General features: G+C 71.5%; 7 protein-coding genes. 6 read left to right on the plus strand and 1 reads right to left on the minus strand.

Annotated elements, in window-relative coordinates; all coding sequences use genetic code 11:
• Nucleotides 1–6 precede the first annotated feature (6 nt).
• Both treS and AB0J97_RS06525 read left to right on the plus strand, forming a co-directional pair.
• Nucleotides 7–1,707, plus strand: a complete 1,701-nt coding sequence (treS, locus tag AB0J97_RS06520) for a maltose alpha-D-glucosyltransferase (RefSeq protein ID WP_364085261.1) — start codon at nt 7–9, stop codon at nt 1,705–1,707.
• 3 nt (nt 1,708–1,710) lie between these two features.
• A complete protein-coding gene (locus tag AB0J97_RS06525) occupies nt 1,711–3,042 on the plus strand; it encodes an aminoglycoside phosphotransferase (RefSeq protein ID WP_364085264.1) in 1,332 nt (443 codons plus the stop codon).
• A 32-nt stretch (nt 3,043–3,074) separates the two neighbouring features.
• Here the strand turns inward: AB0J97_RS06525 and AB0J97_RS06530 are convergent, their stop codons facing one another.
• On the minus strand, nt 3,075–3,929 hold the full coding sequence (locus AB0J97_RS06530; protein WP_357697486.1) for an NAD(P)-binding domain-containing protein: 855 nt from the start codon (nt 3,927–3,929) through the stop codon (nt 3,075–3,077).
• Between the two features lie 74 nt (nt 3,930–4,003).
• Between AB0J97_RS06530 and AB0J97_RS06535 the strand changes: the two genes are divergently transcribed.
• The 4 genes from AB0J97_RS06535 to AB0J97_RS06550 all read left to right on the plus strand — a co-directional run bounded on the left by AB0J97_RS06535 (nt 4,004) and on the right by AB0J97_RS06550 (nt 12,980).
• Entirely contained in the window at nt 4,004–7,123 is a 3,120-nt protein-coding gene (locus AB0J97_RS06535; RefSeq protein WP_364085268.1) for a BTAD domain-containing putative transcriptional regulator, read from the plus strand.
• A gap of 170 nt (nt 7,124–7,293) precedes the next feature.
• Nucleotides 7,294–9,462 carry a 1,4-alpha-glucan branching protein GlgB gene (gene glgB, locus AB0J97_RS06540; protein WP_364085271.1) on the plus strand — a complete coding sequence of 723 codons (2,169 nt, stop codon included), beginning with the start codon at nt 7,294–7,296 and terminating at the stop codon, nt 9,460–9,462.
• A 97-nt stretch (nt 9,463–9,559) separates the two neighbouring features.
• Entirely contained in the window at nt 9,560–11,434 is a 1,875-nt protein-coding gene (locus AB0J97_RS06545; RefSeq protein WP_364085274.1) for a S8 family serine peptidase, read from the plus strand.
• A 166-nt stretch (nt 11,435–11,600) separates the two neighbouring features.
• Nucleotides 11,601–12,980 (plus strand): S8 family serine peptidase, encoded by a 1,380-nt coding sequence (locus tag AB0J97_RS06550; protein ID WP_364085277.1) that lies wholly within the window; start codon nt 11,601–11,603, stop codon nt 12,978–12,980.
• The last annotated feature ends 60 nt before the right edge of the window (nt 12,981–13,040 follow it).

Raw genomic sequence — 13,040 nt, forward strand, 5'->3', positions numbered from 1 at the left:
GAGCTCATGAGCGCCACACCCATTCCCAACACCTTTGACGAGGAAAAACCGCGCGATCCTTACTGGTACAAGCGCGCCGTCTTCTACGAGGTTCTGATCAGGGGATTCGCCGACTCCAACGGCGACGGGACCGGAGACATCAGAGGTCTGATCAGCAAACTCGACTATCTGCAGTGGCTGGGCGTCGACTGCCTCTGGCTGCTGCCCCTGTACGAGTCGCCGCTGCGTGACGGCGGCTACGACATCGCCGACTTCATGAAGATCCTGCCCGAGTTCGGGGACCTGGGAGACTTCGTGAGGCTGGTCGACGAGGCGCACAAACGCGGCATGCGGGTGATCGCCGACCTCGTCATGAACCACACCAGCGACGCCCACCCCTGGTTCCAGGCCTCCAGGCACGATCCGGAAGGCCCGTTCGGCGACTTCTACGTCTGGTCGGACACCGATGAGAGGTACCAGGACGCCCGGATCATCTTCGTCGACACCGAGACGTCCAACTGGACCTACGACCCGGTGCGCGGCCAGTACTACTGGCACCGCTTCTTCCACCACCAGCCCGACCTCAACTACGAGAACCCGGACGTGCAGGAGGCCATGCTGGAGGTGCTGCGGTTCTGGCTGGACCTCGGCATCGACGGCTTCCGCCTCGACGCGGTGCCCTATCTCTTCGAGGAGGAGGGCACCAACTGCGAGAACCTGCCCAGGACGCACGAATACCTCAAGAGCATCCGGCGCGAGGTCGACCGCCTCTTCCCGGACCGGGTGCTGCTCGCCGAGGCGAATCAGTGGCCTTCGGACGTGGTGGAATATTTCGGCGATCCAGTAGGCGGCGGGGACGAATGCCACATGGCATTCCACTTCCCGCTCATGCCCCGCATTTTCATGGCGGTCCGCCGGGAGTCGCGTTACCCCATCTCCGAAATCCTGGCACAAACGCCGAAAATTCCCGAACATTGCCAATGGGGGATTTTCCTCCGCAACCATGATGAGCTGACGCTCGAAATGGTGACGGACGAAGAACGCGACTACATGTACACCGAGTACGCCAAAGATCCGCGTATGCGGGCGAACGTCGGCATCCGCCGGCGGCTGGCGCCCCTGCTGGAGAACGACCGCAACCAGATCGAGCTGTTCACCGCGCTGCTCCTGTCGCTGCCGGGCTCTCCCGTGCTCTACTACGGCGACGAGATCGGCATGGGCGACAACATCTGGCTCGGCGACCGCGACGGCGTCCGTACCCCGATGCAGTGGGACCCCGACCGCAACGCCGGGTTCTCCGACTGCGACCCCGGGCGGCTGTACCTGCCCGTGATCATGGACCCGATCTACGGCTACCAGGCCATCAACGTCGAGGCCCACCAGAAGAACGCGGGATCGCTCCTCCACTGGACCAAGCGGATGATCGAGATCCGCAAGCGTCACCCCGTCTTCGGGCTCGGCGAGTTCGCCGAGCTGAACTCCTCCAACCCCAGCGTGCTCGCGTTCGTCCGGGAGCTGGGCGACGACCGGATGTTGTGCGTCAACAACCTGTCGCGCTTCCCGCAGCCGGTCGAGCTTGACCTGCGCAGATTCGTCGGCGTCTCCCCCGTGGAAACCATGGGAGGGGTCCCATTCCCGGCAATTGGCGAACTACCGTATCTTTTGACGCTTCCCGGGCATGGGTTCTATTGGTTCACACTCCCACCGGCACACACCCAGGAGGAGTAGGGCGTGATAGACGAGCTCCTTGCCGCATGGATCGGCCGCCAACGATGGTTCGGCGGCAAGGGGCGCCCGATCGACCGTTTGTCGATCGAATCGGACGTCGAGCTGACGCCAGGACTCCGGCACCTGATCGTGGCCGTCTGGCAGGAAGGCTCGCGCGACCGGTACCAGATCTTCATGGGCGAGCGGCACGAGCTGCCCGACCGGCTCAACCACGCCCTCATCGGCAGTCTCGGCGAGACCTTCTTCTACGACGCCGTCCATGACGCGGACAGCATGAGCTGGCTGCTGGAGGGCATGGCGGGCGACGAGACCCGCAGCGGGCTGCGCATGCGGCACGCGCCCGGCGTCACCATCGACACCGGCCAGCGCAGCCTGGTGCTGGGGGCCGAGCAGTCCAACACCTCGCTCGTGTACGGCGACTCCTACATCTGCAAGCTGTTCCGGCGGCTGATCCCCGGCGTCAATCCCGAACTGGAGATCATCAGCGCCCTGGCCGCCCGGCACGCGCCGAACATCGCCCAGCCGTACGGGTGGATCGAGGCCGACCTGGACGGCACGGACACCACGCTCGCCTTCATGCAGGAGTACCTGTCCAACGCCAACGACGGCTGGGACCTCGCGCTGACCAGCGTCCGCGACCTGTACGCCTCGCTGCCGGAGGTCACCGCCGCCGAGGCGGGCGGCGACTTCGCCGCCGAGTCCGTACGGCTCGGCGTGGCCACCGCCCGCGTCCACCACGAGCTGGCCGCCGCCTTCCCCACCGGGCTGGTCGAGATCCACGAGGTCAAACGCATGGCCGAGGGGTTCCGGCGGCAGCTCGGCCGGGCCGTGGCCGAGGTGCCCGAACTGCGGCCGCACATGCCGGCCCTGGAGGACGCCTATCACCAGGTGGAACTGCTCACCAGGGAAGTGCCCGTGCAGCGTGTTCACGGGGATTACCACCTCGGCCAGGTGATGCGCACGCCCACCGACTGGGTGGTGCTCGACTTCGAGGGCGAGCCGGGGCAGCCGCTGGCCGAGCGCCGGGCGCTGTCGTCGCCGCTGCGGGACGTGGCGGGGATGTTGCGCTCGTTCGACTACGCGGCCAGGCACCTGCTGGCCGACCACCCGCAGGCCGCCGAGCTCCTGCCCCGGGCCGAGGCCTGGGCCGACCGCAACCGCACCGCCTTCCTGGAGGGGTACCGGGAGGGGGGCGGCGTGATCACGGTGGGCGACGCGGCGCTGCTGCGGGCGTTCGAGCTGTCGAAGGCGGTGTACGAAGTGGTCTACGAGGCCCGCAACCGCCCGTCCTGGGTCTCCATCCCCCTGGCCGCCTTCCAGCCCCGCCCCTCCTGACCCTGCCGGCCGGTCCGATGCCGGACTCGGGCTCAGCGCAGCTCTTCGACCAGGCCGGGCAGTCCTTCGGCGCCGTGTCCGCGGGCGACCCGCTGGTCGATGATGGTCTTCATCGGCAGCAGGAGGTCGGGCTTGACCTGCTGTTCCCTGAAGGCGCGCACCAGGTTCTCCATGCCGGACCTGTTGATCTCCAGGTTCGACATCAGGGTCGTGTAGTCGCGGGACTCGACGGACCTGGCCCACTCCGGCTGGAGGGAGGCCATCGCGTTGAGCCACGGGACCAGGAGGGTGCTGGTGAAGTCGGTCAACGGATAACCGGCGGCGTCGACGAGCGCCATCGCCTCCAGGGCGCCGGCGATCTGGCCGTACATGCCGGTCAGCATGGCCAGGTCGAGGAGCGGGGCCATGCCGGGGTCCGTGCCCACGTAGCGGGGCTCGGCCATGGCGCGGAACGCCTCCTCGTAGCGGTCGTACGCCGCCTGCGAACCGCTGTAGAGCACGAGCGCGCCGGGCCGGCCGATCATCTGGGGCACGGCCATGATGCCGCCGTCCACGTACTCGCCGCCGCGCGCGGCCACCCATTCGGCCGCCTGGCGGGCCTCGACGGGCCGGCCGGTGGTCAGGTTCGCCACCACACGGCCCTCCAGCGGGGCGTCGGCCAGCAGCTCGTACACGGCCGGGTAGTCGAGCACGCAGACGATCACCAGCGGACTCGCCGCGACCGCCTCCGCCACCGTCGCGGCGCGGGTGGCGCCCCTGGCGACCAGGGGGTCGGCCTTGTCCGCCGAACGGTTCCACACGGTGACGCGGTGCCCGGCGTCCAGGAGGCTGCCGGCGAGCGCCGCGCCCATGAGGCCGAGCCCAATGACCGAAATTTCTTGTGACATTTCGTGATTCCTTAGTGTTTGACTGATGCGTTCACCCTGCCTGCGGGGGGTTATGGTCTGATTCGGAGTTGCTTATGGGGGGCGGAGTGCGGTTCGGGGTGCTGGGGGCGCTCGCCGTGTGGGGGCCCGGGGGCGAGCCGGTCCAGGTGCTGGAGGTCAAGGTCCGGGCGCTGCTGGCCGACCTGCTGATCCACGCCGGACGGCCGGTCTCCGCCGACCGGCTGATCGAGGACCTGTGGGGCGGCAGGCCGCCGGCGAACGCCCTGGCCGCGCTCCGGGTGAAGGTGTCCCAGCTCCGCCGGGCGCTGGGCGACCGGGAGCTGGTGGCCTACCGGGCGCCGGGTTACCTGCTGCGGGTGGAGCCCGAGGCCGTGGACGCCGGGCGGTTCGCGGCCCTCGTCGGGCAGGCGCAACGCAGCGCCGACCCCCGGACCCGCGCCGGGCTGCTGCGGCAGGCCCTCGACCTGTGGCGGGGGGCCGCGTTCGCGGAGTTCGCCGACGAGGAGTTCGCCAGGACGGCCGTGGCCAGGCTCGACGAGCAGCGGCTGGTGGCCGTGGAGGAGCTGGCCGAGGCGCGGCTCGGGCTGGGCGAGCACGCGCTGCTGGCGGCCGAGCTGACCGACCTGGTGACCGAGCACCCGCTCCGCGAGCGGCTGCGGGCCGCGCACGTACGGGCCCTGTACCGGGCGGGGCGGCAGAGCGAGGCGCTGGCCGGCTACGCCGACCTGCGGACGCGGCTGGCCGACGAGCTGGGGCTCGATCCCGGTCCCGAGCTGGTGGCGCTGCACCAGGCGATCCTTGAGCAGGACCCGGCGCTCGACGGGCCCGGACGGCGGCGGACGAACCTGCCCGCGCCGCTCACCGGCCTCGTGGGGCGGGAGGAGGCGGTGGCCGAGGTGCGCGCCCTGCTGCGGGGTAACCGGCTGGTCACGCTCACGGGCCCCGGCGGGGTCGGCAAGACCCGCCTCGCGCTCGCCGCGGCGGACTCCCCCGGCCCGGCGGGCTTCGGCGGCGGCGTGTGGCTGGTGGAGCTGGCCGGGCTGCGCGCCGGGGCGCCGGCGGTCGAGGTGGCCGAGGCGGTCGCGGGGGTGCTCGGCCTGCGGGACGACGTGGCCGGCGCCGCCGAGGACCTGACCGCCCGGCTGGCCGGCGTCCTGGAGGGCATGGAGACGCTGCTCGTCCTGGACAACTGCGAGCACGTCGTCGAGCAGGTCGCCGCACTGGCCGGACGGCTGCTGCGGGCCGCCCCCGGCCTGCGGATCCTGGCCACCAGCCAGGAGTCGCTGCGCATCGAGGGCGAGGCCCTGTGGAGCGTCCCGCCACTGGGACGGGAGGCGGCGGCGGAGCTGTTCGCCGCCCGCGCGGGCATCGAGCCGGACGCCGACGTCGCCGAGATCTGCGCCCGGCTGGACGGCATCCCGCTGGCCCTGGAGCTGGCCGCGACCCGGATGCGCACGCTCACCCCGCGCCAGCTCGCCGAACGGCTGGACGACCGGTTCAGGGTCCTCGCCTCCGGCCGGCGCGGCGCGCCCGCGCGGCAGCAGACCCTGCGCGCGATGATCGACTGGAGCTGGGAGCTGCTGGGCGAGGACGAGCGCGTCGTGCTGCGGCGGCTGGCCGTGCACGCCGACGGGTGCACGCTGGAGGCGGCCGAGGAGGTCTGCGCCGAGCCGGGGGTCGACGTCCTGGACGCGGTGGCCAGGCTGGTGGACCGGTCGCTGGTGGTGCGGGCGTGGGGCGACGGGGAGCCCCGGTTCCGGCTGCTGGAGTCGGTGGCGGCGTACTGCGTGGAGCGGCTGGACGCGGCGGGCGAGCCGGCGGACGTCCGGCTCCGGCACGTGCGCCACTACACGGGCCTGGCCGAGCGGGCGGAGCCGTACCTGCGGGGGCACGGGCAGCGGCGCGCGCTCGCCCGGCTCGACGCGGAGAGCGGCAACCTGCGCGCGGCGCTGGAGACGGCGGTGCGGCTCGGCGCGGCGGCCGAGGCGCTGCGGATGGTGAACGCCCTGGCCTGGTACTGGGTGCTGAGCGGCCGGCTGGGCGAGGGCAAGCGGGCACTGGAGGCGGCGCTCGCGATCCCGCCGGACGTCAATGCGGACGACGATCCGGGCGCCCCGCGGGCCAGGGCGTGGCTGGCGGGCATGCGCCTTCTGGTGGGACAGCCGCCGGGCCCGGACGTGGCCGAGCTGTTCCCGGCGATCGAGGACGCCCGGGAGCGGGCCAGGGCGCGGTGGTTCGTCGGGTTCGCCCTGTTCGGGTACGACGACCTGTCGGTCAGCGCCGGAATGGTCGAGACGGCGTTGTCGGAGTTCGGCGAGCTGGACGACGAGTGGGGCATGGCCGCCGCCCTGACCGTCAGCGCCAGGTGGGCGGGGATGCGCGGCGACCTGGAGGGCATGCGGCGCGCCGGCGAGCGCGGCCTCGCGCTGTTCAGGCGGGCCGGTGACCGCTGGGGCGAGCTGCGGGCGGCGGAGTGCCTGGGCAGCCACGCCGAGATCATCGGCGACTACGACCGCGCCGCCGGGCTGCGCGCGGAGGGCCTGCGCATGGCCGAGGAGCTGGGCCTGTGGAGCTCGGTCTCCGACGCGCTGTCCCGTCTGGGCCGGATCGCCATGTTGCGTGGCGACCACGCGGCGGCCGAGGACTACCACGAGCGGGCCAGGCGGCTGGCGGTGTCGCAGTCGAACCGTCCGGCCGAGGAGTTCGCCGAGATCGGGCTGGCGCTCGGCGCGCGCCGGCAGGGCCGCCTCGACGAGGCCGAACGGCTGCTGCGGACCTGGCTGGACTGGGTGCTGGAGGTCTCCGGCGAGCCGGGCGCGGCGCTGATCCTGGCGGAGCTGGGGTTCGTGGCCGAGCAGCGCGGCGACGCGGCGGGCGCGCTGGAGTTCCAGCTTCGCGGGCTGGCCGCCGCGCGCAAGATCGGCGACCCGCGCGCGACCGCCCTCGGACTGGAGGGCCTGGCTGGGGCGCGGGCGCTCGGCGGGCGGCACGAGGACGCGGCCCGGCTGCTGGGCAAGGCCGCCGCGCTCAGGGCGTCCGTCGGCGCGCCGCTTCCGGCGGGCGAGCGGGGCGACGTGGACCGGATCACGGCGCTCGTGACAACCGGCCTGGGAGCGGCGGCGCTGGCGACCGGCCTCGCCGAAGGGGCCGGCATGACGGTGGACAATCTTCTCCAGGACGCCGCGGGCGGGTGACCCGCGCTCTTCAGGGCGTGTCCAGCCACGACACGGCCAAGGATCATCCATGACGATCCCGCCTACTTCTGCGATCATCCCGGGATTTTGCACATTCGGTGATTGTCACCGTGAAAGCGGGCAGTGCCTGAGATGGACGGTCATCATAAGGCAGGGTTGGGAGCATGCCCATGAGGACAGAGCTCGACCGCCTGGCTGGCGGGGCACACCACGATCCGCACTCCGTGCTCGGAGCGCATCCCGTCTCGGGCGGCGTGGTGTTCCGCGCGCTGCGCCCGCTGGCCGAGCGGGTACAGGTGGTGCTCGACGACGGCACGGCCCACGACATGAGACATCAGGCCCACGGCGTGTTCGAGACCACGGTCGGCGGGCTGGACAAGGTGCCCGACTACAAGCTGCGCGTCCGGTACGCCGGCGGGGAGCCGTACGAGGTCAGGGACCCGTACCGGCATTGGCCCACGCTGGGCGAGGTGGACCTGCACCTCATCGGCGAGGGGCGGCACGAGCGGCTGTGGGAGGTCCTGGGCGCCCGCGTGATGGAGCACCAGGACGTGCCCGGCACCGCGTTCGCCGTCTGGGCCCCGAACGCGCGCGGCATCAGGGTCGTCGGCGACTTCAACCATTGGGACGGCACCGCCTACCCGATGCGCTCGCTCGGCCGGTCGGGCGTGTGGGAGCTGTTCGTCCCCGGCCTGGACGCCGGTGAGCGGTACAAGTTCCAGATCCTCGGCGCCGACGGCCTCTGGCGCGACAAGGCCGACCCCATGGCCCGGCGGACCGAGGTGCCCCCGATGACCGCCTCCGTGATCGACCAGTCCTCCTACACCTGGGCGGACGACGACTGGATGGCCGAGCGGCACGACCGGCCGGCGCAGCTCGGGCCGATGAGCGTCTACGAGGTGCACCTCGGGTCGTGGCGGCCGGGGCTGTCGTACCTGGAGCTGGCCGACCAGCTCTCCGAGTACGTGGCCGACATGGGGTTCACGCACGTGGAGCTGCTGCCGGTCGCCGAGCACCCGTTCGGCGGCTCGTGGGGCTACCAGGTGACGTCCTACTACGCGCCGACGGCCAGGTTCGGCACCCCTGACGAGTTCCGGCACTTCGTGGACCGCATGCACCAGCGCGGCATCGGCGTGCTGCTGGACTGGGTGCCGGCCCACTTCCCCATGGACGACTGGGCCCTGGCCCGCTTCGACGGCACCCCGCTGTACGAGCACGCCGACCCGGCCAGGGGCGAGCACCCCGACTGGGGCACCTACGTCTTCGACTTCGGCCGCAGGGAGGTCAAGAACTTCCTGGTCGCGAACGCGCTCTACTGGCTGAAGGAGTTCCACGTGGACGGCCTGCGCGTGGACGCGGTCGCCTCGATGCTCTACCTCGACTACTCGCGCCGCGAGGGCGAGTGGACCCCCAACGTCTACGGCGGCCGGGAGAACCTGGACGCGGTCGAGTTCCTCAAGGAGATGAACTCGGTCTGCTACCGGGAGGCTCCGGGCATCTCGACCGTCGCCGAGGAGTCGACGGCCTGGCCCGGCGTCTCGCGGCCGGTGCACCTGGGCGGGCTCGGCTTCGGGTTCAAGTGGAACATGGGCTGGATGCACGACACGCTCGAATACCTGCGCCGCGAGCCGATCTTCCGCCAGTACCACCACCACCAGATGACGTTCTCCCTCATCTACGCCTATTCCGAGAACTACGTGCTGCCGCTGTCGCACGACGAGGTCGTGCACGGCAAGGGCTCGCTGCTGGGCAAGATGCCGGGGGACGAATGGCAGCGCTTCGCCCAGCTCAGGGCGTTGCTGGCGTTCATGTGGGCGCATCCGGGCAAGCAGCTGCTGTTCATGGGCGGCGAGTTCGGCCAGGGCTCGGAGTGGTCGGAGGAACGCGGGCTCGACTGGTGGGTGCTGGAGTTCGACGGGCACAAGGGCGTCCAGCGGCTCGTCCGCGACCTCAACAGGCTCTACAAGGAGACCCCGGCGCTGTGGGAGCAGGACGGCAGGCCGGAGGGGTTCCGCTGGATCGACGCCGACGACGCGTCCGGGAACACGTTCTCGTTCGTCCGGTACGCGGCCGACGGGTCGGCGGCGGCCTGCGTGGTCAACTTCAGCGGCGGACCGCACGAGAGCTACCGGCTCGGCCTCCCGTACGGCGGCCACTGGGCGGAGGTCGTCAACACCGACGCCTACGACTACTGGGGCAGCGGCGTGGGCAACATGGGAGGGGTCGAGGCCGAGGCCGAGGCGTGGCACGGGCTGCCGTTCTCCACGACGTTGCGGGTGCCGCCGATGGGCGCGGTGTGGCTGACCAAGGAGGCGCCGGCCGATCCGCTGAACATTTGAGGTGCGTGCGCTGAAAGTTCGGTGAGAAACAGGGCTGGACCCTGTGCTAGCGGGATAAATCGCCCTAAACTCCGAGATCATCCCCTTCGGAGGACGCGTGCGATTTCGCCCCCTGATCGTGAGCTCGATCGTGCTGGCCCTGTTATCAGCCTCGGTCCCGGCGTTCGCCGACGACCCGACGCCGACGCCCACGCCCTCCCAGAGCAAGCTGGAGGAGGGCCTCGCGCTCGACGGCGACACCACCCGCGCCATCGTGGAGCTGACCGACGCGGCGCAGCACGAGCCGGTGGCCGGCGCGGCGGCGGCCCAGAGCGTCGACGTGCTGCTGCAGCCGCAGAGCCAGCCGTTCATGGTGGTGGAGGGCACCGCCGAGGAGCTGGCCAGGCTGGCCGAGGACCCGCGCGTGACCTCCATCCACCGCGACCGGACGTACGCGCCGGCCGAGGTGGGTTCCAACATCACCCAGATCGGCGCGGACAAGGCCCACGAGAAGAACTTCACCGGCGCGGGCCAGAACGTCGTCATCCTGGACACCGGGATCGACCGCGACCACCCGTACTTCGCGGGCCGGCTCGCCGGTGAGGCGTGCTTCTCGGCGGTGGAGAGCGGCGTGGAGTCGCTGTGCCCCAACGGGCAGCCCCAGCAGACCGGCGAGGGCGCGGCCGACGCCACCACCGCCAAGTGCCTGTCCGGCGGCGTGAACCTGTGCGAGCACGGCACGCACGTCGCCGGCATCGCGGCGGGCAGCGGCGGCGTGGCCCCGGGCGCCGGGATCATCGCGGTGCAGGTGTTCAGCCGGGTCAACGACGAGGACATCTGCATGGGCGAGTCGTCGTGCCTGCTGGCCTTCGAGTCGTCGCTGCGGCTGGCCATGGACTACGTGACCACGCTGACCCAGCCCATCGCGGCGGTGAACCTGAGCCTGGGCGGCGCGCTTTCGGAGACCGACTGCGACGCCACCGAGGAGGGCGCGGTCTTCAAGCCGAAGATCGACGCCCTGCTGGCCAAGGGCATCGCGACCGTGGTCGCCGCCGGGAACGAGTTCTTCGAGGGCGCCTCCTACCCCGCCTGCGTCTCCTCGGCGGTCGCGGTCGGCGCGAACGACGGCGCCGACGCCATCGCCGACTTCTCCAACCGGGGCTCGCTGGTCGACTTCTTCGCCCCGGGCGTGGACATCCAGTCCTCGGTGCCGGACAACCAGATGGCCGTGCACAGCGGCACCTCGATGGCGACGCCGCACGTGGCCGGCGCGCTGGCGCTGATGAAGGCGGCCTCGCCGCAGACGTCCATCGCCGACCTGATCAACACGCTGAAGACCACGGGCCGGCCCTACCAGTACGAGGCCAACGGCGCGCAGGTCACCACCCCCCGCCTGGACGTGGGCGCCGCCCTGGCCGGCACCGCCACCCAGCCGCCGATCAGCCAGGCGCCGACGGCCGGCCCCGGACCCGACCCGACGGACGGCAGCGGCCCCACGCCCCAGCCCGACCCCACGGACGAGCGGGACCCCGCGCCGGTCCCGACGTCCTCGGCCACGCCGGTCCCGCTGCCCACGGTCACGGTCACGGTGACCGTCACGCCGACGCCCGCCCCCTCGGCCGCCGCCGTCTGCACGCGCGGCACGGCCGGCGCCCGGATGACGGCCGGGAAGTGGGCCGTGGAGATCCACCGCAGCAGCGGGACGATCCCCGACAGCACGCTCAACTGCTACCTGAAGCTGATCGGCAAGGCCAGCAAGGTGTTCCCGGAGCTGACCAAGGCGTCGTCGCTGGGCAAGGCGTACCGGGTGCTGAAGGGCACGAAGACGACCAGGGACAAGCTGGACGGCGCGCTGCTGACGGCCTGGCTGAACTGGGCGCACGGCACGAACGGCACCACTGTGCTGACCGCCGCGGAGAAGGTGCGGCTGAGCGGCTCGGCGTCCAAGGCGGCGCTGAAGAAGGCGACGAAGAACGTGCTCAGATCCCTCTGAGCGGCTTCACCAGGGCGAGGGCCGGTCACCTCCGACCGGCCCTCGCGCTTTCCCGCCGCAAGGCAAAAAGGCACTCAGCTTTCCCTGCTTTCCCATAGGTCACGCACATCGCACTTGTCACACCCGGGGATGGACACCTCACATCGGACGATCCTCGGAGGAATAAGTGAGGCTACGGTCCCTGTCGGCCTGCGCCGCCGCGCTGGCCGCGACATCCGCCGTGCTCTGTACGGCGCCACCCGTGCACGCCGACGCGCACGACACCGGCGACCCGGTCATCAGCCCCGCGCTGGTCGCGGAGGTCCAGGCCAAGAGCAAGGTGCGCTCGATCATCCAGCTCAAGCCGGGTCAGAACGTGCAGGCCGTGGCCAAGGACCTCGAACAGGCCTCCGAGGGCAGCCGGGTCCTGGAGGCGGCCCAGTCCCCCCACTTCTTCGTCGCCGAGCTGGACGGGAAGACCCTGGCCCAGCTCAGCAACGACGAGCGCGTCCAGGCGGTCTACAAGGACGAGCTGCGGCCGGCCGTCCTGGACACGAGCACCCGGCTCATCGGCTCCGACCGGGCCAACGCGGCCGGCTGGACGGGCCGGGGCACGACGGTGGCCATCCTTGACACGGGCATCGACCGCGACCACCCGTTCTTCACCGGCCGGATCGTGGACGAGGCGTGCTTCTCCTCCTCCGACGCGAGCGACGGATCGGTCTCGCTCTGCCCGAACAACCAGCCGAGCCAGACCGGCCCGGGCGCCGCCGACGCCGAGACCGCCCAGTGCGTCGTGAACGGCGTCAACGCCTGCTCGCACGGCTCCCACGTCGCGGGCATCGCCGCCGGCCGGATGACGACCGGCGCCCCCTCCGACGGCGTCGCGCCCGGCGCGAACATCCTGCCGATCCAGGTGTTCAGCCGCATCGACAGCGCGATGACGTGCGCGGTCATCGGCTCCCAGGCGCCCTGCTTCCTCAGTTACACCTCCGACCAGAAGCTGGCGCTGGAGTACGTCGCGCGGGTGGCCGCGGCCCAGCACGTCGCCGCGGCGAACCTGAGCCTGGGCGGCGGCGGGCCCTACCGGGCGAGCTGCGACTCCGACCCGAACGCGGCGGGGCTCAAGCCGGACTTCGACGCGCTGATCTCCCTCGGGGTCGCGCCCGTGGTCGCGGCTGGCAACAACGGCTTCCCCGACGGCGTCTCGGCGCCCGCCTGCATCTCCTCCGCGATCGCGGTGGGCGCCACCGACGACCAGGACGCGGTGGCCGGCTTCTCCAACCGGGGCACGCTGCTCGACCTGTTCGCGCCGGGCGTGGGCATCAGGTCCGCGGTCCCGGACGACACCTACGCCGACAAGAGCGGCACGTCGATGTCCACGCCGCACGTGACGGGGGCGTTCGCGCTGATGCGGCAGGCGTACCCGAACCTCACGGTGGCGCAGCTCCTCCAGCGGTTGCAGTCCACGGGCCGGAGCATCGGCTACGCCTCGGGCGGCGCCCAGGTGCGCACGGCACGCATCGACGTGTTCGCGGCCACGGCCCAGGGCGCGCCCAGGGCCTGAGACCGGAAGGGCCGGACGCCCGATCCGGCCCTTCCGCGACGAAGCCTCGCAAACCAGCCT

Source organism: Nonomuraea sp. NPDC049607, from assembly GCF_040675375.1.
Classification (GTDB): Bacteria; Actinomycetota; Actinomycetes; order Streptosporangiales; family Streptosporangiaceae; genus Nonomuraea.

Excerpts from the sequence above, each read along its gene's own strand:
- AB0J97_RS06535 (WP_364085268.1), top strand. The coding sequence starts at position 4,004 with ATGGGGGGCGGAGTGCGGTTCGGGGTGCTGGGGGCGCTCGCCGTGTGG.
- treS (WP_364085261.1), top strand. The coding sequence starts at position 7 with ATGAGCGCCACACCCATTCCCAACACCTTTGACGAGGAAAAACCGCGC.
- AB0J97_RS06530 (WP_357697486.1), bottom strand. The coding sequence starts at position 3,929 with ATGTCACAAGAAATTTCGGTCATTGGGCTCGGCCTCATGGGCGCGGCG.
- glgB (WP_364085271.1), top strand. The coding sequence starts at position 7,294 with ATGAGGACAGAGCTCGACCGCCTGGCTGGCGGGGCACACCACGATCCG.